This is a genomic window from Pseudomonas sp. Tof1 (assembly GCF_055390395.1).
On sequence record NZ_AP024344.1, the window covers coordinates 3,690,011 to 3,713,706 of the forward strand.

The 23,696-nt window shown below is 60.9% G+C and carries 26 protein-coding genes and 3 pseudogenes; 12 read left to right on the forward strand and 17 right to left on the reverse strand.

The window, feature by feature from the left end; all coding sequences use genetic code 11:
• Nucleotides 1-3: 3 nt before the first annotated feature.
• From cheD to ACZ5KU_RS16470, 9 genes and pseudogenes are all read right to left on the reverse strand, one after another.
• The gene (gene cheD / locus ACZ5KU_RS16430) at nucleotides 4-495 is read right to left on the reverse strand and encodes a chemoreceptor glutamine deamidase CheD (protein ID WP_054062467.1); all 492 of its coding nucleotides are present in this window, start codon (nucleotides 493-495) and stop codon (nucleotides 4-6) included.
• A complete protein-coding gene (locus ACZ5KU_RS16435) occupies nucleotides 492-1,301 on the reverse strand; it encodes a CheR family methyltransferase (protein WP_054059323.1) in 810 nt (269 codons plus the stop codon). Before ACZ5KU_RS16435 ends, cheD begins: the two co-directional genes overlap by 4 nt.
• A 9-nt stretch (nucleotides 1,302-1,310) precedes the next feature.
• A pseudogene (locus ACZ5KU_RS16440) lies at nucleotides 1,311-1,849 on the reverse strand (chemotaxis protein CheW).
• Between the two features lies 1 nt (nucleotide 1,850).
• Nucleotides 1,851-3,539, reverse strand: coding sequence for a methyl-accepting chemotaxis protein (locus tag ACZ5KU_RS16445; protein WP_464735832.1), 1,689 nt, complete (start codon nucleotides 3,537-3,539; stop codon nucleotides 1,851-1,853).
• A gap of 29 nt (nucleotides 3,540-3,568) precedes the next feature.
• Nucleotides 3,569-5,139, reverse strand: a pseudogene (locus ACZ5KU_RS16450) (chemotaxis protein CheA); the annotation flags it as partial.
• Nucleotides 5,140-5,391: 252 nt separating this feature from the next.
• Nucleotides 5,392-5,541: pseudogene (locus ACZ5KU_RS16455) on the reverse strand (Hpt domain-containing protein); the annotation flags it as partial.
• Between the two features lie 107 nt (nucleotides 5,542-5,648).
• Nucleotides 5,649-5,936, reverse strand: a complete 288-nt coding sequence (locus ACZ5KU_RS16460) for an STAS domain-containing protein (protein WP_054059319.1) — start codon at nucleotides 5,934-5,936, stop codon at nucleotides 5,649-5,651.
• A gap of 24 nt (nucleotides 5,937-5,960) precedes the next feature.
• Complete coding sequence (locus ACZ5KU_RS16465) at nucleotides 5,961-6,329, reverse strand: response regulator (RefSeq protein ID WP_017905089.1); 369 nt, start codon at nucleotides 6,327-6,329, stop codon at nucleotides 5,961-5,963.
• Between the two features lie 9 nt (nucleotides 6,330-6,338).
• On the reverse strand, nucleotides 6,339-7,802 hold the full coding sequence (locus ACZ5KU_RS16470; protein ID WP_464735833.1) for a methyl-accepting chemotaxis protein: 1,464 nt from the start codon (nucleotides 7,800-7,802) through the stop codon (nucleotides 6,339-6,341).
• 80 nt (nucleotides 7,803-7,882) lie between these two features.
• On the opposite strand from ACZ5KU_RS16470, the gene ACZ5KU_RS16475 reads away from it, so the two are divergent.
• Nucleotides 7,883-8,095, forward strand: coding sequence for a protein L (locus ACZ5KU_RS16475; RefSeq protein WP_239688016.1), 213 nt, complete (start codon nucleotides 7,883-7,885; stop codon nucleotides 8,093-8,095).
• A gap of 152 nt (nucleotides 8,096-8,247) precedes the next feature.
• Here the strand turns inward: ACZ5KU_RS16475 and ACZ5KU_RS16480 are convergent, their stop codons facing one another.
• Nucleotides 8,248-9,189, reverse strand: a complete 942-nt coding sequence (locus tag ACZ5KU_RS16480; RefSeq protein ID WP_054062463.1) for an aromatic alcohol reductase — start codon at nucleotides 9,187-9,189, stop codon at nucleotides 8,248-8,250.
• A 97-nt stretch (nucleotides 9,190-9,286) separates the two neighbouring features.
• On the opposite strand from ACZ5KU_RS16480, the gene ACZ5KU_RS16485 reads away from it, so the two are divergent.
• Entirely contained in the window at nucleotides 9,287-9,745 is a 459-nt protein-coding gene (locus tag ACZ5KU_RS16485) for a winged helix-turn-helix transcriptional regulator (protein ID WP_273822980.1), read from the forward strand.
• 272 nt (nucleotides 9,746-10,017) lie between these two features.
• On the opposite strand, the gene ACZ5KU_RS16490 is transcribed toward ACZ5KU_RS16485, so the two are convergent.
• The 3 genes from ACZ5KU_RS16490 to ACZ5KU_RS16500 form a co-directional block, all read right to left on the reverse strand.
• Nucleotides 10,018-10,944: a hypothetical protein gene (locus ACZ5KU_RS16490; protein WP_464735834.1), complete on the reverse strand. Its 927-nt coding sequence runs from the start codon at nucleotides 10,942-10,944 to the stop codon at nucleotides 10,018-10,020.
• A 114-nt stretch (nucleotides 10,945-11,058) separates the two neighbouring features.
• Entirely contained in the window at nucleotides 11,059-11,220 is a 162-nt protein-coding gene (locus ACZ5KU_RS16495) for a ketopantoate reductase C-terminal domain-containing protein (protein ID WP_464735835.1), read from the reverse strand.
• Nucleotides 11,217-11,954, reverse strand: coding sequence for an oxidoreductase (locus tag ACZ5KU_RS16500; protein ID WP_464735836.1), 738 nt, complete (start codon nucleotides 11,952-11,954; stop codon nucleotides 11,217-11,219). The genes ACZ5KU_RS16495 and ACZ5KU_RS16500 overlap by 4 nt, the downstream gene beginning before the upstream one ends.
• An 85-nt stretch (nucleotides 11,955-12,039) precedes the next feature.
• On the opposite strand from ACZ5KU_RS16500, the gene ACZ5KU_RS16505 reads away from it, so the two are divergent.
• Both ACZ5KU_RS16505 and ACZ5KU_RS16510 read left to right on the forward strand, forming a co-directional pair.
• Entirely contained in the window at nucleotides 12,040-12,924 is an 885-nt protein-coding gene (locus ACZ5KU_RS16505; protein WP_416769078.1) for a MurR/RpiR family transcriptional regulator, read from the forward strand.
• Entirely contained in the window at nucleotides 12,924-13,784 is an 861-nt protein-coding gene (locus ACZ5KU_RS16510) for an EamA family transporter (protein ID WP_464735837.1), read from the forward strand. Before ACZ5KU_RS16505 ends, ACZ5KU_RS16510 begins: the two co-directional genes overlap by 1 nt.
• 36 nt (nucleotides 13,785-13,820) lie before the next feature.
• On the opposite strand, the gene ACZ5KU_RS16515 is transcribed toward ACZ5KU_RS16510, so the two are convergent.
• Entirely contained in the window at nucleotides 13,821-14,978 is a 1,158-nt protein-coding gene (locus tag ACZ5KU_RS16515; protein ID WP_464735838.1) for an MFS transporter, read from the reverse strand.
• 484 nt (nucleotides 14,979-15,462) lie between these two features.
• Here ACZ5KU_RS16515 and ACZ5KU_RS16520 point away from each other — a divergent pair, with 484 nt between their 5' ends.
• The 6 genes from ACZ5KU_RS16520 (at nucleotide 15,463) to ACZ5KU_RS16545 (ending at nucleotide 20,067) form a co-directional block, all read left to right on the forward strand.
• A complete protein-coding gene (locus ACZ5KU_RS16520) occupies nucleotides 15,463-16,635 on the forward strand; it encodes an alkaline phosphatase D family protein (protein WP_464735839.1) in 1,173 nt (390 codons plus the stop codon).
• Between the two features lie 331 nt (nucleotides 16,636-16,966).
• Nucleotides 16,967-17,722, forward strand: a complete 756-nt coding sequence (locus ACZ5KU_RS16525) for a hypothetical protein (RefSeq protein ID WP_152974379.1) — start codon at nucleotides 16,967-16,969, stop codon at nucleotides 17,720-17,722.
• 180 nt (nucleotides 17,723-17,902) lie between these two features.
• Nucleotides 17,903-18,820 (forward strand): ketopantoate reductase family protein, encoded by a 918-nt coding sequence (locus ACZ5KU_RS16530; RefSeq protein WP_464735840.1) that lies wholly within the window; start codon nucleotides 17,903-17,905, stop codon nucleotides 18,818-18,820.
• A 112-nt stretch (nucleotides 18,821-18,932) separates the two neighbouring features.
• Nucleotides 18,933-19,232, forward strand: coding sequence for a DNA/RNA non-specific endonuclease (locus ACZ5KU_RS16535; RefSeq protein WP_464735841.1), 300 nt, complete (start codon nucleotides 18,933-18,935; stop codon nucleotides 19,230-19,232).
• A gap of 188 nt (nucleotides 19,233-19,420) precedes the next feature.
• The gene (gene vapB / locus ACZ5KU_RS16540) at nucleotides 19,421-19,651 is read left to right on the forward strand and encodes a type II toxin-antitoxin system VapB family antitoxin (protein WP_464735842.1); all 231 of its coding nucleotides are present in this window, start codon (nucleotides 19,421-19,423) and stop codon (nucleotides 19,649-19,651) included.
• A complete protein-coding gene (locus ACZ5KU_RS16545; protein ID WP_273822994.1) occupies nucleotides 19,648-20,067 on the forward strand; it encodes a type II toxin-antitoxin system VapC family toxin in 420 nt (139 codons plus the stop codon). The genes vapB and ACZ5KU_RS16545 overlap by 4 nt, the downstream gene beginning before the upstream one ends.
• A 360-nt stretch (nucleotides 20,068-20,427) precedes the next feature.
• Here ACZ5KU_RS16545 and ACZ5KU_RS16550 read toward each other — a convergent pair whose 3' ends face one another.
• The gene (locus tag ACZ5KU_RS16550; protein ID WP_054059306.1) at nucleotides 20,428-20,727 is read right to left on the reverse strand and encodes a hypothetical protein; all 300 of its coding nucleotides are present in this window, start codon (nucleotides 20,725-20,727) and stop codon (nucleotides 20,428-20,430) included.
• Between the two features lie 661 nt (nucleotides 20,728-21,388).
• On the opposite strand from ACZ5KU_RS16550, the gene ACZ5KU_RS16555 reads away from it, so the two are divergent.
• Both ACZ5KU_RS16555 and ACZ5KU_RS16560 read left to right on the forward strand, forming a co-directional pair.
• Nucleotides 21,389-21,598, forward strand: coding sequence for a hypothetical protein (locus tag ACZ5KU_RS16555; RefSeq protein WP_273822997.1), 210 nt, complete (start codon nucleotides 21,389-21,391; stop codon nucleotides 21,596-21,598).
• 202 nt (nucleotides 21,599-21,800) lie between these two features.
• On the forward strand, nucleotides 21,801-22,016 hold the full coding sequence (locus ACZ5KU_RS16560) for a hypothetical protein (protein WP_464735843.1): 216 nt from the start codon (nucleotides 21,801-21,803) through the stop codon (nucleotides 22,014-22,016).
• A gap of 517 nt (nucleotides 22,017-22,533) precedes the next feature.
• Here the strand turns inward: ACZ5KU_RS16560 and ACZ5KU_RS16565 are convergent.
• Complete coding sequence (locus ACZ5KU_RS16565) at nucleotides 22,534-23,112, reverse strand: lysis system i-spanin subunit Rz (protein ID WP_464735844.1); 579 nt, start codon at nucleotides 23,110-23,112, stop codon at nucleotides 22,534-22,536.
• Entirely contained in the window at nucleotides 23,109-23,657 is a 549-nt protein-coding gene (locus ACZ5KU_RS16570) for a glycoside hydrolase family 19 protein (protein WP_464735845.1), read from the reverse strand. Before ACZ5KU_RS16570 ends, ACZ5KU_RS16565 begins: the two co-directional genes overlap by 4 nt.
• Between the last annotated feature and the right edge of the window lie 39 nt (nucleotides 23,658-23,696).

The window sequence follows — 23,696 nt, forward strand, 5'->3', positions numbered from 1 at the left end:
GTTCTAGAGGGTTCCCATTGGTTGATGCCGGACCCAGACGTTGCCGTTCCACAGGTCGAATACAATCGTGCGGTAGCCGGTACTGCCCATGTCCTGGGCAGCCAGGTGCAACCGATGCTGCTCGGCCAGGTCCAGCGCCGCGCGGATGTTCAGACGGGCCACGTCCTGCGTCGACACGGCGCGGCGCTGCTCGGGGAACATCTCGCCACCGCCGAACAGCTTGACCTGGTAATCCTGCGGCGTGGTGCCGTGGGCGCGCGCGTGCCGCAACAGCAGCTCGACCGCCTCGTCGGCATAGCGGCCGTCCAGACACTGGCCGCGGCGCAAGCGTGCCGGCAGCATGAAATGGCACATGCCGCCGATCAGCCGTTGCGGGTGCCAGAACGTGAACGCCACGCACGATCCCAGCAAGGTACGCAGGCGCGTCGCCCGGGAGGCAAAGCTGACCTGCCCTGGCGCCAATATCACTTCACTCACATCTACGGGCTTTTTCATGGTTTGCGATAAATCGACGGAGCCACCAGCTTGAGCGTGTCATTCACGCCGTGGAGGCTTTCCGAATGGCTGATGATGAAGTAACCACCGGACTTCAGGCGCGGCAGCAGGCGGGCCACCACTTGGCTCTTGGTCTTCTGGTCAAAATAGATCATGACGTTACGCAGGAAAATCACCTCGAACTCACCAAGCTCGGGCAGGCTTTCATTGAGGTTGACCTGGACAAAATTGACCCGGTTGCGCAGGGCCTTGTCGATCAGGAAGGTGCCCTCCTGGCGGCCAACACCCTTGAGGCAGTACTTGGTCAGCAGCGGCGTGGGCAAGGTGCCAGCGCGCTCCATGGGATAATGCCCGGTGCGCGCCCGAGCCAGTACCTGGGTGCTGATGTCCGAGCCGACCACCTCCCAGGGCGTGGTCCCCAGATGTTCGGCCAGGGTCATGGCCAGGCTGTAGGGTTCCTCGCCGGAGGAGCTGGCCGCGCTCCACACGCGAAACACCTTGCCTGGCGCGGCCTTGGGCAGGACCTGTTGACGCAGGAAGTCGAAGTGCTTGGGTTCGCGGAAAAAATAGGTTTCATTGGTGGTCAGCAGATCCAGCGCGACCTGCCGCTCCCCCATATTCTGATCGCTCATGATCAGCCTGAAGTACTCGCCGTAAGTCTCCAGTTCGAAATGCTTGAGGCGTTTGAACAGGCGCCCGGCCACCAGGGCCTTCTTGGCGACCGACAGATTGATACCGGCCGCGCGGTACAACCAGGATTGGAACTGGCCGAACTCACGATCATCCAGAGAAGCGGTGTCTGACATGTTCGAACCTTAACGCGCGTCCAGGTCGAGCCCGGTGCCTGGGCGACCTCGGCGAGGCTGGACATCTCGTCAATCGACAACACCTTGTCCACCGCCAGCACGATCACGAACTTGCCGTCGACCTTGGCCATGCCGCTGATGAAATCGGCGCGAATCCGCGCACCGAAGCTGGGTGGCGGTTCGATCTGGTCGGCCGGTATGTCCTGCACCGCAGAGACGGTGTCCACCAGCAACCCGATGTCCTGGGGCTCACCCTCCTCGCTCCGGGCCTCGATGATGATCACACAGGAACGCCGGGTGATCGTCGAGGTTTCCCGGCCAAAGCGGGCCGACAGGTCCACCACCGGCACCACGGCACCGCGCAGGTTGATCACGCCGCGCACAAAGGCGGGCATCATCGGCACCACGGTGAGGCTGCCGTACTCGATGATTTCCTTGATGCCCAGAATGCCGAGGGCGAACATCTCGCCGCCGAGTATGAAGGTCAGGTATTGCGCATCCTCGTCTGTCGCGATCGCAGTGTGGCGGGTGGTCATTACAGCGCCCATGTCATTCTCCCTTTGAGCCGGCCTCGATCCTGCGATCAGAAGCGGGTGAACTCCGATTCGTCCAAGGCTTCGGCCATGTTGTGGGCGAACGCCTTGCGCGGTGCCTGCGCCACTGGCCGCGTAGCCTGGCGGTCGGACACGTGGCCGGGTTGTCGGGGCTGCGAACCTGAGCGGCCCTGGCGGTGGAATCGAGCACGAAGAAGCTCATGGCCTGCTGCAACTGCTCGGCCTGGCTGCTCATTTCTTCCGCGGTGGCGGCCAACTCCTCGCTGCTCGAGGCGTTCTGCTGGGTGACCTGGTTGAGCTGGGTCATCGCCATGTTGATCTGCGAGACACCGGCGGCCTGTTCCTCGGAGGCGGCGCTGATTTCCTGCACCAGGTCGGAGGTCTTGGTGATCGACGGCACCATTTCATCGAGCAGCTTGCCGGCCTTCTCGGCCATGTCCACGCTGCTGGAGGACAGCTCACCGATCTCCTGGGCGGCCACCTGGCTGCGCTCGGCCAGCTTGCGCACCTCGGCAGCCACCACCGCGAAGCCCTTGCCATGCTCGCCGGCCCGTGCGGCCTCGATGGCGGCATTGAGGGCAAGCAGATTGGTCTGGTAGGCGATGTCATCGATGATGCTGATGCGCTGAGCGATCTTCTTCATCGCCACCACGGTCTGCTGCACCGACTCGCCGCCCTCGGTGGCTTCCTTGGCAGCCTTGCTGGCCATGCCATCGGTGACCTTGGCGTTCTCGGTGTTCTGGTTGATGCTGGCACTCATCTGCTCCACCGAGGCACTGGTTTCCTCGACGCTGGCCGCCTGTTCGCTGGTGGCCTGGCTCATCGATTGCGCGGTGGCGCTGACCTGCTCCGAAGCGCTGGCCAGGTTGTCGGCCGCGTTGCGTACGTCGCCGATGATATGCGCCAGTTTGCCGACCATGTTGCGCATGGCATTGAGTACCATGCCGGTCTCGTCCTTGGCGCCCGGTTCGATATGGGCGTTGAGGTTGCCCTGGGCCAGATGCTCGGCGACAGCCGCGGCATGGCGCAACGGACGCGAGATGATCCGGGCGATGAACAGGGCCAGCCCCAGGCCGACCACCAGCGCCACGATCAGGGCCGCAACGATCGACAGGCGTGAGCTTTCGTACAACGCCGCCCCCTTGTCACCCGCCGATGTGGCGCCGGCGTCGTTGAGCAGGATCATTTTCTCCAGGCGCCCCGTCACCTCGTCAAAATGCACCTTGGACTCGCCGCGCAGCACGCCACGGGCCTGAGCCTCCTCATTCTGCCGGGACAGCTCGAACACTTTCTGACTGCCCGCCAGGTAAGTGGCCCAGGCGCTCTTGACGCTATCGAGAAGCTGACGGTCCTCGTCGTTCGAGACCAGTTTCTCGTAGGTGTCGAGCCTGGTTTCGAACTGCTGGCGCGCCTCGGCGGCTTCGCGTTCCGCCTGGGCCTTTTCCTCGGCCACCTCCGTGGAGATGTGGCGGTTTTCCTTCAGCCGGTAGTTGGCCGCATAAAAGCGCATGCCTGCTGCGGCGCGCATGGAGGGCATCCAGTTGCCCCGGATGTCCTGGGCCGCCTGGTTGACGCTGCCCAGTTGGACGATGGCGAAGGCTCCCATGGCTGCGGTCAGCGCCAGGACCACCAGGAAAGAGCTGATCAGCTTGATTGAAATTTTCAGATTGTAGAACCATTTCATCGGGGAACCTCCATGGAAATGCAAAGACTTCAGCGACCAACGACAGGAGACGACAAAGGTGCCTGGGCCGTACGGGCCTCCAGTTGTACGATCTGGCTGAGCAAGGCCGGTATATCCAGAATCAGGGCCACCGCACCGCTGCCCAGGATGGTCGAGCCGCTGATACCACGCAGTGCGCCAAACAGCTTGCCCAGGGGTTTGATCACGATCTGGAACTCACCGAGCAACTCGTCCACCACCAGGCCGGCCTTGTGTTCGGCATAGCGCACCACCACCACGTTCTGCCGCCGGGCTGCTGGCCCCTCGTGCCTGAAGTGTTCGCGCAGGTCCACCAGGGGCAACACCTCGCCTCGCAGGTCCAGATAGCCCTGCCTGCGGCTGGATTGGCGCTGGTGCTCATCCAGCTCGACGCATTCCTGGACCATGTCCAGGGGGATCACGTAGGTCGCGTGGTCCAGGCCCACCAGGAAGCCATTGATGATCGCCAGGGTCAGCGGCAGGCGAATGCGCACCACGGTCCCCTCGCCAGGACGACTGTCCAGGTCGACGGTGCCCCGCAGCAGGGTGATATTGCGCTTGACCACATCCATGCCCACGCCGCGCCCGGACAGGTTGGTCACCGCCTCGGCGGTGGAGAAGCCGGCCTCGAAGATCAGGTTGTAGATTTCCTGGTCGGTGAGCACCGCACCGCTGGCGACCAGCCCACGCTCCTGGGCCTTTGCCAGGATGCGCTCGCGGTTCAGGCCGGCGCCGTCGTCGGCGATTTCGATGACGATGCTCCCCGAGTCGTGATAGGCATTGAGGCTCAGGTGGCCCTTGCTCGGCTTGCCGGCCGCACGCCGGGCTTCGGCGCTTTCGATACCGTGGTCCATGGCATTGCGCAGCAGGTGCATCAGCGGATCGCCGATTTTCTCCACCACCGTCTTGTCCAGCTCGGTTTCCGCACCGTTGATGATCAGCTCGATGTCCTTGCCCAGTTCCTGGCTGACGTCGCGTACCACGCGCCGGAAGCGGTTGAACGTGTCGCCGATCGGAATCATGCGCAGGTGCAGCGCGCCATCGAGGATCTCCTCCACCAGCCCCGACACGCTCGAAGTGGCCTCCTGCAACGGATCGTTGTTGCAGGAGCGGGCCAGCAGGCTGGCGCCGGCGCTGGCGATCACCAGCTCGCCGACCAGGCTGATCAACTCGTCGAGCTTGTCGGCATTGACCCGCACATAGTTGCCATCCAGGGGTTTGGATTTGCTGGCCGCCGGCAGGCGCTGGGGACGGCAAGCGCGGCTTGCGGCTCAGACAGCGCGACATCCCTGCCAACAGGGTCCCCGGGGGCCTCATCAACCATGAAGATGCGCACTTCGCACTCGTCACGCACGAAGTCGAACACTTCATTGAGGGTGGCATGACTGGCGGCGGTGGAATACAGGTCGATCTCGAAACCCAGGTAGCAGCTCTCCGGATCCCAGCTTTCCAGGGCCGGGATGCCATCGGTCAGGGTGGTCACCTGGGTCATCCGCCCCAGGGTATCGAGGTAGCGCAGGAACGACAGGGGGTCCATGCCATTACGGAACACGTCCACGCCGAAGCGCAAGGAGATGTGCCAGGGCACCTCGTCGTGGGTGCCCGCATCCGCTTCGGCTGCAGCGACTTCAACGTGCTCGACAGCCTCGGCAGGCGCCTGGTAGACACTCAGCGCCGCCCGCAAGGCCGCTTCCCGCTCCAGCGCCGCCGGTTCGAGCGCCTCGCCGCGGTTGGCGACCACCTCGATCAGCTCAAGCATATGGTCGCCGCACTTGAGCAGCAGCGCGATCAGCGCGGCGTCCACGGCCACACTGTCATCGCGCAGGCGATCGAGCACATCCTCGACGATATGGGTAAAGCTGACGATTGGCGTGAGGCCGAACAGGCCGGCAGAGCCCTTGATGGTGTGCGCCGCGCGGAAAATCGCGCCGATGGCATCCTGATCGCCAGGCTCGCTTTCCAGTTGCAGCAGGGATTGCTCCATGGTCTGCAACAGTTCACGCGCCTCCACGATGAAAGTCTGCTGTGCCTGATCGAGATTGATGCTCACCTGGACGTTCCTTGTCGATCGATAAACGGTCGCGGCGCCGGCTACAAGGCGCTGCGGCGACAGAGTTGAAGCGTTTGCATGACCGTCTGACTCTTGCCGGTCAGGCTCAGGGCCGTACCGCCGAGGCCGGCTTCACGCTCGATTACCGCCAGCAACTGCAACCCGGCACCGTCCATTTCGGTGACCTGCGACAGGTCCAGCTCCAGGCGCGGCGCCGCGCCAATCTTCGGCAACAGCACAGACGCCAGCTCGGCGACCGTGTAGATGGTCAGCTCGCCTTCGATGCCGACACGAGCTGTATCGTCGACGATTTCATGGGTGACGGACATGGCAGCCTCCTCACGATCGGAGTGTCAGGGCAGGATCAGTTTGGAAACCGCCGCCAGCATCTGCGCCGGCTGGAACGGCTTGACCACCCAGGCCTTGGCACCGGCGGCCTGGCCTTCGGCCTTCTTCGATTCCTGCGACTCCGTGGTCAGCATGATGATAGGCGTGAACTTGTAGTTGGCCAGTTTCTTCACCTCCTTGACGAAGGTGATGCCGTCCATGTTCGGCATGTTCACGTCACTGATGATCAGGTGCACCTTCTGCCCGGTGAGCTTGCTCAGCGCGTCCTTGCCATCGCTCGCCTCGATCACGTCGTAACCGGCGCCTTTCAGGGCGATTCCAACCACCTGCCGCACACTGCTGGAATCGTCGACCACTAATACGTTCTTCGCCATGATGGGCTCCTAAAAGAAGGTAATGTCTTGTGAAGTCTGCTGAGTGGCGACCGCACCATGATGCGTGCGCCGCTGTTCGTCGGTGGCGTAGGTGGACTCCATGCTCGCCAGCCACTGCCGCACGTCGATGGCCTCGGCCCGTTCCGGCGCCTGGCTGACCTGCTGCAGGTGATCGTGCAAGGCACTGATGTTGTCGCGCACGTGGCTGAGGATCTGGCTGACCCGGTCCTGGAATTGCAGGTTGACCAGCACATCGGTCAACTCGTCGCGAATCCCGTAGCTTTCCTGCTTGAGCAGGTCGGCGGAGTCGGCCAGGCGCCCGGTGATGTTCTGGAAGCGTTCGAGTACCAGCTGGATGCTCTGTTCGGACTCACCCACCGAATGGCTGTCCTGGTCGGCGCTGCTGGAAGCAGCCTCCACCAATTGGGTGATGGCGTTATTGATGATATCGACCTTGGCCGACATCTGCTGGCCGGTCTCGCTCGACTTGCTCGACAGGTTGCGCACCGCATCGGCCACCACCGCAAAACCTCGGCCGGCCTCACCGGCACGGGCCGCCTCGATCGCGGCATTGAGGGCCAGCAGGTTGGTTTGCGCGGCAATCGCCGCGACATCGGCGGCCATGGTGCGCAATTCGCCGGTATAGGCGGTAAGCCCCCGCACCTGGCCGAGCATCTGGTCCCGGCTGGTCTGGGTGGCCTTGAGCGAATCGATCACCTGGCTCAGTTCGCTGTCGCTGCGGGCCAGTACCTTGAGCGCGCCGTCGGCGGCCTGGCCATCGAGTTCGCCAGCCGCCTGCTGCGAGGCTTGTACCGTTTCCTCCAGGCGCGTGGCGATACCACTGAACCGATTGACCAGGCTGACAATCGCCTCCTCTGTCTGCAGGCGCGAACTTTCCACCTGCTTGGCCCAGATCGGCATGGCCCCCAGCAACACCTCATCCAGCTTCGCCCGCGAAGCCATGAGGTCTTGCTCTGCATTTTTACTGCCCTGCTCCGCCAAGCCCCGCGCAGTGGAACGACGCAGCACCTCGCGCACCGAGCCGGCACTCCAGGCGCAGGCCCCCAAACCGATCAGCACCAGCACCGCGCAGGCCGCCAGGTTGGCCGGGGACGTTGATTGCAGGAGAATCCAGATAACGGCAGGTATCACCGGGATGAACGCGAACCAGCGAAAACGCGGATGACCAGAAACGGAACCAAGGCTGGACTGAGGTGGGTCATGAGTTCGATCCTTGAATATCACTGCCGATGCAGACAACATAGAAGTTATCTGCGAGATATGCCTCCACTTTAGCCTTTTCCCTGTACCTTCCGTCTGGTTTATGGCCATTGGACAGCACGACCGACTGCTCCGGGGCACGGAAGCGAACCTCGTGGCCGCCACGGCCAAGTCCTTGAAAACCTTGTACTGACGCGGTTGTCCCGCAGCCGGTAGCCGACCTGTGGAACGCCCTGTCAGGGCATCCAGCATGGACAAAATGCCAGTAACCGGCCTGAGCCAAGCGGTAGTAGCGTTATGCAGTCAGACATCATCATATGAGGGATCGAAAGATGGCCATGGCACTTCTGGGTGACTCGGACGAGTGGAATCTGAGCTACGAATTCGACGCTGCGGTCCCGGTCTCCGGCATCTATCTCTGCACCGGATGTGGCAAGGAACTGAGCGCCCGCAAGGGTGACCACTTCCCTCCCCGGAACCAGCACCGGCACTCGGACCAGAAGGTGGGCGTGCACTGGCGCCTGGTGGTCAAGACCGCCCACTAGCCTGGTGGCTGCTACGGCCCGTGGCCAGGCAGCATGCTTGAGCAGAGCGCCCACCGGGAGGCATCGGCAGGCCGGCCGGGTTCTTCGCCAGTGGGTTTCGCCATGGGCCTACGCCCTCCTCCGCGGGGACCTCAAGCGACTGGCTATTGCACTCAACGGCCCGCCAGGTTTTCCCGAGCCCACGCCTCGGCGGTGGTGACTCGAATCGACTGCTGCTCGTTGAAAGTGCCCGCTTTGGGCCATGACACGCCCCTGCCCTGGGCGAACACCGCGCGGTACTTCTTGATGTGATGAGTGGGGTCTTTCTCCAACGCCTGAAGCAGGTACGGAACCGTCCACACGTTACGTTTGAATGGGCGTCCCAGTACGTGTTCGAGTAGGCTCGCAAGCTCGGCGTACGTCACAGTGTCGCCGGATAGGTAGACGATCTGGTTGCGCAAGCGAGGTTCGAAGAAAACGATTTCCGCTGTCAGCGCACCAATGTCGTCTGGCGTCGTGAGCGTCACACTGTTGGCAAGACTGCCCAGCGCGTTCACCGTGTCGTTTTCGAAGTCGACCACCTCGAATACAGGCTCGAAAAGGAAGCTGGTGAACATGCCCGTCGAGATGATGACCCATTCCGTCTTGTCCTGGGCGCGAAGCAACTCGCGCACATCGAGCTGGGCATCGAACAGGTCCTGCGGGCTGCCCCGGCCGATCACCTCGAAGTCGACGCCAAACTGCCACGGGAAGTAGCGCTTCACGCCGGACTTGAGGGCTGCCGTCGCTAATTTCATCGGGGTTTCCCTACCTGCGACCATGCCGGCGCAGCCGATGACGGTATCGAACCGTGCGAACACTTCAGCCAACTGATCGATTGAATCATTCACCAGGTCTGCGGCGACCATCTGGATGCCCAGGTGCCGAAGCTCATCGATTTCCCGCTTTTTCTCAGCCACCTGGGTGTGGATGGTCGAATCCCTGAGCAGGACGCTGAGGGTGGAGCCGGGTTTACGCTTTGCCACTCGCGCGAGATTGCGCAAAACCGGAAGGCCAAGTTCGCCGGCGCCTAGAACAAGAATGGATTGGGGGGAAAGCTGGGTCACTTCGGTCATGATTTCTCCTGGGACCTGTTGCCTGTAGGATGCGCGAATGCTGCACGATTCAGGCAGCACTCGTAAGAAGGCACACGCGTGATACCAGGGGGGACGAATGACCGATCATGAAACTCTCAGCCGGGCAGAAGCTATCTGCCAGACCCTTAGAGAGGAGGATGACGGCGTCAGGCGGGAAGTCCTCGCTCACGCTGGGAGCCGCTGGTCATTGGGTATCCTGCATGCCTTGGGGGTGTACGGTAAGATGCGCCATGCCGAGCTCAAGAGGCAGATGGCGGGTGTGACTCAGCGAATGTTGACCAAGACGCTACGCGCCATGGAGCGGGACGGTCTGCTGATCCGGCGGGAGTTCGGTGAAATCCCGCCCCGCGTGGAGTATGAGCTGACACCGCTGGGTAGGGGACTGTTGCTGCGTATGTCCCCTATCTGGACTTGGGTCGTCGAAAACGTCGAGGATTTCCGCAAGGCGCGTCGCCTTTTCGACAGCCAGGATGGCAAAAAACCTTCATGGCAGGTCCCCACGTCAATGCCATCCGATCCGGAAACATCCGAGTAATCGTTTGCGTTACAAGCAACGGCTTACCCTGCCCCCATTTCTGCGCGGCCCGACCATTTGGATCTATGCCCGTTCTGCATAGATGGCTCATGGAGCCGTAACTGGAACGGCTCGATATACAGCTACCTGATCGGAACGTATTGTTTCGTTCAACACGTAGGTCGACCCCGTCTGGATGTTGATTTTCCACTGTTTATCCGCCATGGACGCTCGTTTGTTAAAACCTGCGTCGGGCACCTTGTCGAAGCTGTCGTAGCGGTACAGGGTGTACGTCACGCCAGGGGTGAGCCCGACACCGTGACGGTCAGGTTGACCCTCGCCGATGCAGGGCGGGTGTTCGAACCGGCGCCCATCACGGGCCTTTCTTCGTTCACGTCGGTGGTCAGACGAACCGGCAGAGTCTGCCCGTCCCGGTCGATGATTCCGGTAATGGCCACAGCATAGTTTTTTCCGCCGCGAGGCAAGGAATACACCGGTCGATTTTCATTATTGGCCTCCTGGCGGCTCGCCTGAAAGGCGCCGAACTTGAAGCGATAAAGATAGGCCGGCGGTCCATCAGGCGACCAAAGGCCATTATCGCTGAACGTAATGATGTCATCGGCCTGGTAGGTAGCCGACTGGTTGGCTGGCCCTGTGGACGAAACACCGATGACGGGCACGATATGGTCGTACTCATCATCACCTGCCCGTTCATCTCCGGAGACTTCGAATTTGGAAAGATTTTCGTAAACGCCCATGATGACCGGATAGCCCGACAGCACATTACCCTTGATCCATGCCAGGAATTCATTGGCGTTCGGCGTGGTAACGCTGTCCCACTCGACAGACTTCAAGCGCATCTGAGCGGCGGTGGCCCCATCATTCACGCCCAACAGGAGCTGGCTACCCCGTTTCGATTGGTTGATATTCGGGCTGGCAATTGCACGAGTATCGAACTGGGAAACGTACTGGCCATAGTAGAGCCCGGCGCTGATGAATGCTGTCTCGCCGCAATAGCCATAGTTCGCTGTCCACTGGAGGCGCGGTGGAATGTCGTTCATTGTGGAGCCGTCTTTGGTCGCGCCTGAATCGGCCAGAGCGGGCTGCGTATCCACTGCATGGGCACTTGAGAAAGAAGCATGCAGCGTCAAGACCGCTAACAGGCACAAGGGTCCAGGCCGCACGAATCGGCTCTTCCCGAGCAGGCTGAAGTCAAACATTCCTATCACCTTTACTGGTCTGTGAGGGGGGCTATTGATTCACACTCCGGGATAAAAATCTGCCGCCTGGTCAAAGGGCGGCAGCATTATCGGCGATCAGCCCGCGCCGCTGGATCAGCCAGGGCCCTCGCTTGCGGCGGCGAGAAGCGGCACCAGGACATCGCTGATGGGCGTCGGAACACCGAGAGCCCGGCCGCGACGCGCAATGACACCGTTGCGGATATCCCATTCGAGTGGCCGACCCGCTTCGCGATCCGTCAGGATGGAGGTGCTCATGTCGGCGGGGCTGCCTGAAACTTCTCGAGGATCGCCTGTGGCACCTCATCGCCCAGTTCGGCACCCTCGGCGCGTGCCACGGCCAGACACTCCTGCAGATAGTCCAGGGCGAGCCTGGCCATGTCGGGCCGGCTGAACATGCCCAAACGACGGTGCGTGAGCGCCATGAGGCCGGCCGCCGCGTTCTGCATCAGTTTGCGCCACGCCAGAGCCTTGAAATCCGGGGCCAGATCCACCGAGCATCGGGTGCCTTGCAGTACCTGCGCCACCCCGTGGGAGGCCGATGCGTCTGGCAGGCTGATGTGCACGTCGCCACGCAAGCGTACCGAACCATCGGCTTGCGTCTGGGCCGGGAACCACACCACCGCGGGAACGACGCGCGCCTGCGGGCAATGCGGGGTGACGCTCTCCAACTGCTCGATCCCATTCTGCAGGACACATACGACGGTTTGCGGACCACTCAACGCCGCCAGCCATTGTGCAGCCGCCGCGGTTTGAGTCGCCTTGACCGCGAGAAACACCAGGTCGACCGGTCGATCCATCGGCGCGGGATCCGTCTGCACCGGGCCGGGCACGACGATCAGTCGATCGCCATCGTGCAGCGTCAGGCTGTCGCGGGGCGTACGTCCACACAGCAACGGCGTCCGGCCGACTTCGTGCAGCGCCGCGGCGATCGTGGTGCCGATCGCACCCGGCCCCAGGACAGCGACGGTTGTTTTGATGGTGGGGTTCATTGAAACGCACTCCTTCGAGTCTGAGGCGGAACACCGGTTCATACAGTGATTGTGCTATCAACCCGGCAACTGTAATCTATTACGCATGACAAAGGAAAATAGTAACCATATTACAGGCGACGCCGAGCGTTTGGGACAATTGATCGGAAGCATTCAGGCCCGTAGTGGTGGCCTGGCTGCAAGCGAAGCGAAGGTCGTCGCGGTCCTGCTCGCCGATCCCCTGTTCGTCGGGGCCAGCACGACCGCGCAGGTTGCCGCCCGGGCCGGTGTATCGCCGCCGAGCGTGATTCGCGCGGTGCGTGCGATCGGGTTCGGCGGCTTCGCCGAACTGAAGATAGAGATCGCCCGCGCCCGCGGCACCACCAGGTTCTTCGCACCGCCAGAAGCCCTCGCCGCGGACGCGACGTCGGCCGCCGTGCTGGAGACGTCCATTCGCGCCGGTACCGACGCCCTGACCGCACTCGGCGGGGCCCTCGAACTCGCTGCGCTCGACAAGGCGGTCAATACACTCCTGTCAGGACGACAGGTGATTGCATTCGGCGCCGGCCCCTCCTCCACGGTCGCCGCCGACGCCGTCTTCCGCCTGCGCGCGGTCGGCGTCACGACTATCAGCATCCCGGACTACCTGTCGGCGATGATCGCCACCCGCCTCCTGGGCCCGGGTGATGTCGTCATCGCCGTCAGTTCGACCGGACGCACTTCATCCACGCTCGCCATCGCCGATGCAGCCGCCTCTGCCGGGGCCTCGCTCATTGCCATCACCAACCAGTACGGCACGCCACTGGCGACCCTCGCGGATATCGCGCTGGTGGTCGGCGGAGCGCCACTGCCGGCGCAGATGGCCGCAGCGGGAAGCCGGCTGGCCCAACTCGTGGTGATTGACGCGCTGGTCGCGGGCATCGCCCTGCGCGACCCGCAGCGCAGCCGTCGGGCCGAGCGGGCAGGCATCGACCTGCCCGACATCAACTGATGAACGCGGGCACTGTCGCGCTCGTCCTCGTCGCGGCGACAGCCCATGCGCTGTGGAACATCGCCTCCAAATACAAGCGCGAAGACACCTATCTGTTCGTCTGGGCCTATAGCTGCGCCTCGGCGCTGCTCTGCGTGCCGATTGGCATTGCACTCATGGTCATGGGTGAGCAGGTGTTCGATTGGCGGTTCGTGGTGGGCTGCGCCGTCTCGGCGACATTGCACATCGCCTACTCCCTTATCCTGCAGGCCGGTTACCAGCGCGCAGAGCTGGGGGTGGTCTATTCCGTCGCCCGCGGCACGGGGCCCATGCTGACGATGCTGGTCGCGGTGCTCCTGCTGGGGGAGCGGATCACCGTGGTCGCGATGTTCGGCGCGTTGCTCATCGTCGTGGGTATTCTCGTCGTTGTCGGCAATCTGTTCAGAAGCGCAAACAGCCTGGCGCGGCCGGGGGTGCTCTGGGGAGGAGCAACGGGTGCCACCATTGCCAGTTACACCCTCTGGGACAGCTATTCGGTCACCTCGTGGCACCTGGCGCCGCTGAGCTATTACGCCGGCACACTCCTGCTGCAATGCCTGATGCTGACCCCCGTGGCGCTGCGGCGCCGGCATCGGATCCCTGCCGTCCTGCGTGCCGACGCGGTGCCGATCCTCATCGTCGCCGTGCTCTCGCCGCTGGCCTACGTCCTCGTTCTCACGGCCATGCTGAGCGCGCCGGTGGCCCTTGTCGCGCCTCTGCGCGAGTCGTCCATTGTCATCGGCTCTTTCCTCGCGTACTGGCTCTTTCGCGAGGGTAATCTCACCCGTCGCGTCACCGGGGCGGTGATCGTGCTGGCCGGAATCGTGGCGATCAGCCTGTGAGCAAGGCCCGCCAGGCTTTCTCGGGGCCAGTCCCCTTCAGTTCTGCAAAGACCGCCGGGGGCTGAAGGCATAGGCCAGTCCCCCAACCAGCATCAGCGCTGCCGAAAAGGCAAATATCTCGCTGTAGATCGACGCATCGGGCAGGCCGCGGTGCAGCCCATCGGCGGCAATCAGGCCATAGGCCCATGAGGCAAAAGCCGAACCGAGGAACACAAACCCATTGAGCAGACCAAGCCCGCGCCCCCTGAGCGAAGGCTTGAGCAGGTTGCGGGCATGGGACATCACCAGTGGATGGAGCACCCCGATCGTCGCCAGCAAGGCCAGCAGGCCCACGTCGGTCATCACCCCAGCCTGCGGCCAGATCACCAGCGCGATCGCGGCGAGGAACGTCATCAGCGTCCAGTTCAAGACGGTTGAGCGCACCGCGTAGCGTTGGACCAACCAGGACATCAGCCCGGCCACACAGAAAGCCCCCACACTCAGAACGGCCAGGGCCAACCCTCGAGAACCGATGTCCAGCTCGAAGACACTGGCCAGGTAGGGGCCTCCCCAGGCGTTCCTGAATGAGGTGCCCGCCGCCATGGCGATGCACATCGGGATGATGGTCCAGAGCGCCGGCATGGCCAGCAGGCTCAGACTGGCCCGGAGCATTTCCGTCGGGCTCTCGCTGTGCTCCCGGGCTTGCCCCCGGTCCTGTACGCTTCGCCATATGCTCAGGGTGACGACGGCAAAGACCAGGGCCGCGATCGCCATCGATGAGCGCCATCCGATGCCCTGTATGACCCAGCCCAGGGGGGCCGTGGCACACAGCGCGCCCAGCATGCCGAGCGCATTGGTACGGCTGACGAACGGAACATAACGATCAGGCGGCAGAACCTCGGCCGCGTAGTGCATCAGCCCCATGAAAATGGGGGCGCAGGCAAGCCCCAATCCGGCCTGCGCCACCATGGCGGTGAGGCCGCCAGGCGCGCAGACAAACAGCACGGCGCTGAGCACCCCAAGGGTCATCAACAGTCGTGTGGGCCCTCCTACGCCATAGCGATCAAAGGCTATGCCGACAGGGATCTGCGCAAATCCGAAGGCGAGAAAGAAGCAGGATGACAGCAGGCCGAACCCCGCCGGCGAGAGGTCCAGATCCGCCTGGATTTCAGGGGCCATGACGCCGAGGCAGGTACGGAAGAACTGGCTCAGCATCAGCGCGCACGTCAGAGCCGTCAAACCACGTGTAGAAGCTGTGTTGTTCATCACCACCTGGCTATCGCCCCCCGGCATCGACCTGGTACACGCAAACGACGCGGTGAAGTTCTTGATATCAATCGAGCCCAAAACCCCATGTTATCAGGTGAAGGCGAACAGACAGAGCCAGGTGATCGTATTGACCTCAACTCGCCTACCGACTGGAAACGCTGCCCCCACGCCGACGAATTCAGCAGTGCGCACCGCAGCGTGCCGACAGACGGCCAGCCCCCAACGAAAAGACATGAACTAGATTCAACGCTACAGACGACGGGCTAACGCCCTTGCCGGTTACCAAGCCAACTTGCCAGGGAGGGTAAGCATGTCTTCGACTCCATACGACCCCAGCCGGCAGTCGCGCCCTCACCCCGAGCCTGGGCCAGCCCTGTTTTCGTCGTCTCCCATCAACCGCATCCGGGCCTTTTGGCCGTAGGAGGAAAGGATGTCCCGGCTGATGGCGCGCCCCCTGCTCGCCCCTCCTGATGAAATCAGGCTGTGGGTGGGGCTGTTCGACACGACTCACCCGCCCAAGGTCAGCTTCCAGCTGGACGGAGCACCCTGGCAGCCGACAGAGACCCAAGGGCTATTCCCTATTCGTGATGGCGCCCAGGTGAATCATCAGGGCATCTTCAGCTTCACCGCCCTGGGCCCGGGCATCGAACACCGCATTCGGGTAGAAGCTGGCAACGTGGCCGCCCCCTATTTCCTGCGTGTGCGCTCATTACCGGACAAGGTCCCCTCGGCTCCCCATGGCTCGTTCAAGATCCTGCTGACGTCGTGCTATTGCGTCGGCACCGACCCGGTGGATGTGGGTCGTTTCATTCAACGCCTTCCGCAGCAGCCGGACATGTCCCTGTTCGCCGGTGACCAGGTCTACCTCGACCAGCCACCACTGGACGACATGCCCTCCACGGCAGCCGGCCTACGCAGCGACATTTCTGCCAAGTACAGACGTAACTGGCTGTCGGAGCTCAGCGGCCAGAGTGGTTTGCAGCAGGCCCTGAGCAAGGCCCCGGCCGTGTGCCTGCCGGACGACCACGAGTATTGGAACAACTATCCGTGGGAGCAATTCTGGAAAAAAGGCACCCAACACGCCCCAACCCCTACCGGTCTGAACTTCTGGGACGACGCTGCTCGAGAGCTGTACCAGGATTACCAACAAGGCGGCTCGCCCAACAACCATCGGCCCTGGACGAGACTGGACATAGAGCCGCTGTGCATGCTGTTCATCGATACCCGCAGCCATCGCCAGCTCGACTTCGACAGCCCCGTGGGCCTGATGACCGAGCAGACCGAACAGGCCCTCAGGGACTGGGAACAGCAACTGATCGACCACAAGAAAGCCGGCACACCCCACATAGGGCTGCTGGCCACCGGGCAAACCCTGTTCTGCGAACCGGCACGGTTCGGCAAATTGATGGACGCCGAACTGCCGAACTATCAGCAACAGTTCGCCGTACTGATGAAGGTGCTCGAAAACCTGGCCGAATACGGCATCCAGGTGGTGTTCCTCACTGGCGACGTGCACTGGAGTCGGGTTGCCCAAGCGGTACATACCCGTACCGGCAGGACCACGCTGACCGAAGTCATCTGTTCCCAAGCAGCCTGTGCGTAACGCCGGTGCTGGACCAGTGGGCCAGCCTCAAGGATGAAGTCAGGGGTATCTTCGGCCCCCACAAGGCCTGGTTTCGTCATGCCGCACCTGAAGCGCCAGCCGCGACCATTGGCGCGCAAAAGCAGTTCAAGCCCAGAGACAACGAGGACGACAAGCACAATCGCTGGAGCGGGAACCAGGTCGCCATTGTCGAATTTTCCCGCTGGGGCAGTGGCGTTCAGATGAAGGTCACCTATCACCCCATCACCTCCCCGGTCTCTCCCCGACGACGACCCGCCCTTTCACCTTGCTCAATACCTGAGTAGCCTCGCCAGGAAGGTGTCCCATGCCCATGAAGTTCAACAAGGTAGCCAATCCCAATCCCGACTTCGTCGAGCAGCAGCGTCCGGCCAGAGAAAACAATATCGACTGGCTGGCACGCGCCATCGCCGCACTGGGTGGGGACGCACCACTCGAGCAATCCTACATCCTGCTGTTGGGTGCCAACGACACCTTGTCCTGGAGGCTGCGTACCGGCCAATCGCACCTGCGCTTCGACCTGCTACCGTCGTACTGGTCGTCCGCCGTGTTATTGAAACTTCATCAGCGCTCGCTGAAGGAATCGACCGTCATCCACGTGCCGCTGTTCCAGCCTGCCGATGGCCTGTTCGCCACCGAGCGCAACGGCGTCGTGGAAACCCCATTGTCCGAGTTTGGCAACACCCGCAAGTGGAAGAACATTGCACTGATTACCTTTCCGGTGCCACAGGAAACGGTGCTCAGCCAACTGCTGCTGTTTGAAAAGGGGCGCAGCTATATCGATGCCCTGGAGCACGTACTGCGCTGGCTGGCATTTGCCTGGGGCGTCGCCCGTACGCCCAACCCCATTCACGATGGGGTCGGGCTGCCATCGGCCTGCATGCTGGAAACCCTGTTTGCCTCTGCCGGCCTTGATATCACGCCGGGACTGGAGTCACGGGCCTCCAGCCCGGAGGCGATTTGGGCGACAGCCCTGTACTGGTATGAGCACTACACGACGAACCGTCTTCCCACACCCAAGGGGCGCTTCTTCACTCCTCACGATTACGAGATCAAGGATGGCAGGTGAAGTGCCTGGGAGGTGCAGGCCTCGGCCAGCCATTGTCCTACCCTGCTGGCCACTCACGATTAGATGATGAGTGAACTTTAATCCGGTTGACCCTCAGTCACCCATCATCTAAAGTCATTTGCGGGCATATACCCGCATAATGAAAATTCATCCGTTTCAGCTGATTCGCGGAGACCGTCGGTGCGCATATTGATCGTAGGAGCCGGGGCTACCGGTGGTTTTTTCGGGGCACTGCTGGCCAAGGCAGGCAGAGATGTGACGTTCCTGGTGCGTGCGCAGCGTGCCTCTCAGCTTCAGGAGAATGGCCTGCGTGTAGTGACCCCCTCCGGAACGATTGAAATCCAGCCTCAACTGGTCACGGTAGACCAGATCAAGGCACCTTACGACGTCATCGTCGTGGCCGTGAAGGCCTACATGCTGGCGTCTGCCTTGACGGACATGGCCGGTGCCGTAGGCCCATCCACCGTCATCCTGCCGCTGTTGAACGGGATGCGGCACATGGACCTGATCGCCGAGCGCTTCGGGGCTGACCGGCTGCTCGGGTGCCTTTGCAAAGTGGCGACCAGCCTGGATGAACAAGGGCAAATCGTTCAGCAGGGCACCTTCAGCAACATGGCCTACGGCGAGCTGGATGGAAGCAGTTCCGAGCGGCTACGCCAGGTTCATCAACTCTTCGACCAGGCCGGTTTTGAAGCCAGAACCTCCCCTGCCATCCTTCGGGAAATGTGGGAGAAATGGACCTTGCTGGCCGCGATGGGCAGCATCAACTGCCTGATGCGAGGCAGCATTGGCGAGGTCGTGGCGGCCCGAGGCGGACTTGAGTTCGCGACACGCATTATCGATGAGGTCGTCGCTATCGTTCGCGTCGTTGGAGAAGCGCCCAGCGAGGGATTCCTGGCTGAGGCCCGGCGCATCCTGACCTTGAAAGACTCCCCACAGACCTCCTCGATGTACCGGGACCTGGTCGCTGGGCGCACGATAGAAGCCGATCAGATCATCGGCGATTTGCTGGCCCGTGGGTCCGCCGCCGGTGTGGCGACGCCGACGTTGGCGCTGGTTTACGCAAACCTGGATGTTTACCAGCGGCGGGTCCGTTGATTTCAGTGCAACCTGGTTGGAATGCTCTTGAGCTCACGCAGAGGACGTACTGTTCTTTCTTGCAAGGCACCTACGCCAGCAGCCTTGGGCTCGTCTTTGGTGTTTGCATTGCATGACCGGCACGCTGTACGAACGCTACATCGACACCCTTCCCAGCACCACCAAGCAGCATCCCATCCCCAGCGGCTACTGGAAGATCATCTTCACCGCCAGCACGCCAACCGAGGAGACCTTTGCGGCCTTCATCATGGACCAGGACACCCCTCGTGCGGCCAGCTTCTGCAGCTACCAAGTCACCGTTGAGGAGATCGAGCAGCGGTCCGGGTTGAAGGTCTGGACGACATTGCCGGCGGCCGAGCAGGCGGCGCGCAAACCTGTTCGTGGACAGTTCGTGAAGGACATCGGCTGCTAATAACGGCATGGGGCTTGGTCATCTTCACCTTGGCCCTGCCTTGGCAACAACACGCTCTGCTTGAGCGTCGATCAGGCAACGATTCGCTGAGCGTTCGAGTTGACCCATCAATTAAACCTATGCCTTGCATATGCCAAAGCAAACCACTAAGTTATGCATAGGTTGAACATATGCAGGAGTCGTCAGACATGCGTACCGTTTCTATTTTCAAAAATGGCAAGAACCAGGCCGTTCGCCTACCCGCCGACATGGCCTACGAGGGCGTGGGTGAACTTGAAATTTCTCGTGAGGGTGACGTCATCACTCTGCGCCCTGTGCGGCCGTCCTGGTCGTCTTTTTCTGAAGTGGCCAAGGCTGATGCTGACTTTCTGCAAGAGCGCCCAGCTTTAATCGGGGATGAAGGCAGGTTCAATCTGTGACCACCTACATGCTCGATACCTGTATCTGCTCGTTCATCATGCGGGAACAGCCGGCGTCGGTCATACAGCGTCTGACGACCGAAGTTGAACGAGGCAATCGGATTGTCATTTCCGCCATTACGTATGCAGAAATGCGCTATGGGCAGATCGGCAAAAAGGCATCGGCCAAGCATAAGCAACTGGTCGACGAGTTTGTGAAACGCCTTGATGCGGTCTTGGCCTGGGATCAGAGCGCGGTGGATGCGACGATAGAGGTGAAACTCAAGCTTACCGAGTCAGGTACGCCCATCGGACCCAATGACACAGCCATCGCTGGGCATGCCATCGCTTCTGGCTGCACGCTGGTGACGAACAACGTGCGCGAATTCAGTCGTGTTGCTGGACTTGATTACGAAGATTGGGTAGAGACTTCGTAAGGCCCAAGGGGTGGTCAACTGCTCGACCCAATCTTCAAGCCCAAAACATAGGCATGGTAGCGATGTCAGTCTACCAACCGTTCTCAGTCAAACCCCAAGCGCCTCGCGAGGTTGAACAACGCCTTATCGAGCCCCTTGTCAGCGATCATCCCGATCTGCACCTGATCAGCCACTTGAAGCGCAGTGATTGATAGACGCTTATTTCAAAAGAAAATAAATCCGTCCCAGTTTCCCACGTCCCAGTTTCCGCAGTTTCCGCGTCCCAGTTTCCGGAGAAAATAAATCCGTCCCAGTTTCCGCGTCCCAGTTTCCGCGCAGTTTCCGCGGTCCCAGTTTCCGCGCAGTTTCCGGTGAGCTTTTCTATCCAATTGATTTCATCGAAGCTAGAAGCAGAAGTTCTTCCAACCGATCAGGCGTGGCTTCGGCTTTTTGGCGTGGAAGGTTCACGTCCAGCACGTCGACGAGCGCATTGAGCCACTCTCTGGATTTTTGAGAGACCTTGGCGTTTGTTGGCAAGTAGTTATCGACAACATCCCACTTCTGCACTGGCCAATCGACCAGTGCAGCGATCAGGCCGTCTCTCAGGTCCTGGAATTGTTGGTAGGTGTCATTGGGTGCTTGGCTAAGGGCTGCCTTCATTGGGTTGAGGCGCTGTGGCATGATCGATCCTTGACGAGTTCAAGGCTTAACGCTACTACGATCAAATGGAGTTTCGCCACAGGCATTCCATTCACGGAAGTTTTTCATCGTCCATTACCCCGCATCCTGTAATCCCGCAGACGGCGGAGAGCGGCTAATGGGTGTCAGCGTTTTCCATCAGCCTCGAAGGCCTGTCGATCAGCTTCGAGCAGCACCTACAATGAGGCTGATGCTTAGGAACGCTTACTGAAACGGGTTCTCACGCCCGATCGCTGATTGGGCAGCGATGGACGAACTAATTAACCAGTTTCGGCAGGCGCAAGGCGAAAGGATTTTCCAGGAAACTTCAGGCATTGAAAAGCGAATTGTCCTGGAAGCAGCTTTTCCAAGCACAAATAAAAAGCCCCGTAGACGCTAATCTACGGGGCTTTTGATATAGTGGAGGCCGAGGTCGGAATCGAACCGGCGTAGATGGATTTGCAATCTTCGGTATTGCTCATACTTTTCAATGACTTACGACGAAAACGGTTCCGCAACCAGGAATTTCCAGCAGGCGCGCAGGCCTTGAAAATCAAGGCACAACTCCTTGATTGCGGAACTGATTTTCCCCTCCCTGGCGTTCTGCCGAACCTCCTCCCCCCATTCCATTCTGATACCCTTCCTCCATATCGGAGGATCACCCATGTCAAACAAAAACCTGCTTATCGCGGTAATCGCTAAACTCAACGAAAACCAACTGGCCTTGGGCGCAGCAGTCGAGGAATTGAGCAACTGGGTTGAGCAGCGAGGCTCCGTAGAGACAGCTCAGAACATCAGGTCAGCGCTGGGAGCGCTCGACAACAACCTTGAGTTCATCAAATTAGGCCTGGCTGTGCTCGATGCACCGGAGTGACAGGCTCACCTACTGAACTTAAGGTGAAAATTGAGCTCTACCAAGACTGACTATGGGTTTTCATGCTACGTATCTATCGAGAGACAATACACCTGAATGCCACACACCAAGAGTTTCACAGTAGTCTCGAGGCACCTGCGGCAATCCTTCATTGGGCAGCACGAGATCGCGTCTGTGCTTCCCCCCCAAATAGGATGGAGAAATGACAACCGAGACGAACGGTGAGCTGCACGACGACCTTGAAGCTGCTGCTCTAGCCATTGAAGACGCAGCTTATGATTTGTTCATCGTCTCAACGAAAAAGAGCCATGAAATTCCAAAAGAAACCTTAGAGCTGATACGTAACCTGCATAATCATGCTGACCGGCTGATGGGGTATATGGATGAGGTGAAGTCAGGAAAAATTGTACGGAGATAGAGTCTTCCCCAATACCAGAATTTCTGCCTCAAACTTTCCCGGACTGCGTTTGGAGCCAGGAGCTTCAATGAGTCAGGCTGCTTCACAAATTCCCTAGCGCGTCAGAGTAAAAGCATTCTCAGCCGTGATCATGGGGAGAGGGTCAGAGGCCCGACGGGAAACAAGCCAGCTCCTAGTTCTGTCAGTATCGAACTGCATACCATTGAACTGCATCTCGGTAAGCAGAATCTTCGAAACCCGATAGAGCCCACAGTAAGCACATTGCCTCTCCTCCCATCCGCCAAGAGATCGGGATCGGAAGGCTGGCCAGCCGCAGACAAGGCACACGGCTAGCGCTCAAAAAAGCTGGAAGAAATCATATGTTAGCCCCTGTAAGAAGCCATTTCCTCAGGCAAGTCCATATGCGACCTGCTCAAATGGAGGCAGGCCTTGAAAGGCCTCTCCTCCAGCCCTCTTGAACATTACTCTCAGACCATTTGCCTGGCAATCCAACGTACCTGCTATTTCGTACCATTCATCAATAAGTGGCGGCTCCCATAGGACACACGTCTCTCACATACGCCTGCAGTGCCTTCAGGGCTGTTTGGTCACTGGCAATTCCGGCGCGGATATCGAAAACAGTTCGTCCAGTAGCTGGAGCGAGTTCGACGGTGGCTGCATCGCCCAGGCTGGTGGCGCTGGTGGCCTGGGGCATATTCCCGCCACCGGTACCGACTGAACATGTGCCGGCGATGCGCAGCCGGCGCTGACCAGCAGCAACATCAGCACGAAGCTTTTCATTGTCAGCCTGCGAGCCGCCATACAGCCGGCGGAGCAATTCATTTTGGGCCAGTGCATCAGCTTTCTCCCGGGTAGATTTTGCATCGAGGTCGGCCAGCGCCTGCTGCGCTACCTGTTGTTGTTCAAGTGCCTGTCGGGCCTGCTCGGCACCAGCGGCGGCGATCGAGGACAGGTCAGCCTGGTAGACTGCCCCCTGATCAGCAAGGAGCTTGTCGTAGGCATTGGCCTGCCACTTCCATGCTGCAGCGGCACCCGCGCCGATAAGTGCCAGGGCCAGCACAATGCACACGATCAGCTTCGCGACCTGTTCATTCATGGCAGCACCTTCAGCGCGGTTTCGTAGAGGGCCAGGCGATCGGCAGCGCCGTTTGGCGTCCGCCCAGGCCGGCCGGTGTTGATGATGCTGCCGATATCGGCGTTGTTGCCGGCGTCGGCCAAGGTGTTCAGGCCGTGGGTTGCCCACCACCATGCTGCCGACATGCAGGCCGGCCCAGGTTGCTCGAGCAGTTCCGGTTGGTTGATCAGGTCAAGCCCCAGGGCTTCGCCGCACTTCGCGTAGTTGGCACGGCCAGTCACCTGGATCGGGCCGCGGCCACGGTACTTTGAGCCGTCGCCCGGCTGCGTATTGCCCAGGTCCTTGCGGCCTTCGTAACCGAGCTGCGCCGGCGTCGGCCCCCAGATCTCTTTCATCCACCGCAACTGGCCGGATTCGTGCCCGATCTGAGCGATGAACGCGGCCACGCGCAGACGGCCAACGATGCCGTACTTGCTCATTGCGGTATTGAGCGCAGGAACAAAAACGCCGGCTTTGGCGCCGGCGTTGGGGAGGATCTGTAGCAACTGATTCTGGGTGATCGGCATAAGCCCACCTCCTTAGAGAAAATTCGTATAGTGACTGTT

Bases quoted from the DNA above. Each gene is read 5' to 3' on its own strand.
- cheD (WP_054062467.1), bottom strand. From the start codon at position 495: ATGAAAAAGCCCGTAGATGTGAGTGAAGTGATATTGGCGCCAGGGCAG.
- ACZ5KU_RS16560 (WP_464735843.1), top strand. From the start codon at position 21,801: ATGACAACCGAGACGAACGGTGAGCTGCACGACGACCTTGAAGCTGCT.
- ACZ5KU_RS16520 (WP_464735839.1), top strand. From the start codon at position 15,463: ATGTCCCGGCTGATGGCGCGCCCCCTGCTCGCCCCTCCTGATGAAATC.
- ACZ5KU_RS16570 (WP_464735845.1), bottom strand. From the start codon at position 23,657: ATGCCGATCACCCAGAATCAGTTGCTACAGATCCTCCCCAACGCCGGC.
- vapB (WP_464735842.1), top strand. From the start codon at position 19,421: ATGCGTACCGTTTCTATTTTCAAAAATGGCAAGAACCAGGCCGTTCGC.
- ACZ5KU_RS16565 (WP_464735844.1), bottom strand. From the start codon at position 23,112: ATGAATGAACAGGTCGCGAAGCTGATCGTGTGCATTGTGCTGGCCCTG.
- ACZ5KU_RS16470 (WP_464735833.1), bottom strand. From the start codon at position 7,802: ATGCTGGATGCCCTGACAGGGCGTTCCACAGGTCGGCTACCGGCTGCG.
- ACZ5KU_RS16525 (WP_152974379.1), top strand. From the start codon at position 16,967: ATGAAGTTCAACAAGGTAGCCAATCCCAATCCCGACTTCGTCGAGCAG.
- ACZ5KU_RS16435 (WP_054059323.1), bottom strand. From the start codon at position 1,301: ATGTCAGACACCGCTTCTCTGGATGATCGTGAGTTCGGCCAGTTCCAA.
- ACZ5KU_RS16475 (WP_239688016.1), top strand. From the start codon at position 7,883: ATGGCCATGGCACTTCTGGGTGACTCGGACGAGTGGAATCTGAGCTAC.
- ACZ5KU_RS16485 (WP_273822980.1), top strand. From the start codon at position 9,287: ATGACCGATCATGAAACTCTCAGCCGGGCAGAAGCTATCTGCCAGACC.
- ACZ5KU_RS16490 (WP_464735834.1), bottom strand. From the start codon at position 10,944: ATGTTTGACTTCAGCCTGCTCGGGAAGAGCCGATTCGTGCGGCCTGGA.
- ACZ5KU_RS16535 (WP_464735841.1), top strand. From the start codon at position 18,933: ATGACCGGCACGCTGTACGAACGCTACATCGACACCCTTCCCAGCACC.
- ACZ5KU_RS16460 (WP_054059319.1), bottom strand. From the start codon at position 5,936: ATGTCCGTCACCCATGAAATCGTCGACGATACAGCTCGTGTCGGCATC.
- ACZ5KU_RS16515 (WP_464735838.1), bottom strand. From the start codon at position 14,978: ATGCTGAGCCAGTTCTTCCGTACCTGCCTCGGCGTCATGGCCCCTGAA.
- ACZ5KU_RS16505 (WP_416769078.1), top strand. From the start codon at position 12,040: ATGACAAAGGAAAATAGTAACCATATTACAGGCGACGCCGAGCGTTTG.
- ACZ5KU_RS16500 (WP_464735836.1), bottom strand. From the start codon at position 11,954: ATGAACCCCACCATCAAAACAACCGTCGCTGTCCTGGGGCCGGGTGCG.
- ACZ5KU_RS16465 (WP_017905089.1), bottom strand. From the start codon at position 6,329: ATGGCGAAGAACGTATTAGTGGTCGACGATTCCAGCAGTGTGCGGCAG.
- ACZ5KU_RS16445 (WP_464735832.1), bottom strand. From the start codon at position 3,539: ATGAAATGGTTCTACAATCTGAAAATTTCAATCAAGCTGATCAGCTCT.
- ACZ5KU_RS16550 (WP_054059306.1), bottom strand. From the start codon at position 20,727: ATGCCACAGCGCCTCAACCCAATGAAGGCAGCCCTTAGCCAAGCACCC.
- ACZ5KU_RS16495 (WP_464735835.1), bottom strand. From the start codon at position 11,220: ATGAGCACCTCCATCCTGACGGATCGCGAAGCGGGTCGGCCACTCGAA.
- ACZ5KU_RS16480 (WP_054062463.1), bottom strand. From the start codon at position 9,189: ATGACCGAAGTGACCCAGCTTTCCCCCCAATCCATTCTTGTTCTAGGC.
- ACZ5KU_RS16555 (WP_273822997.1), top strand. From the start codon at position 21,389: ATGTCAAACAAAAACCTGCTTATCGCGGTAATCGCTAAACTCAACGAA.
- ACZ5KU_RS16510 (WP_464735837.1), top strand. From the start codon at position 12,924: ATGAACGCGGGCACTGTCGCGCTCGTCCTCGTCGCGGCGACAGCCCAT.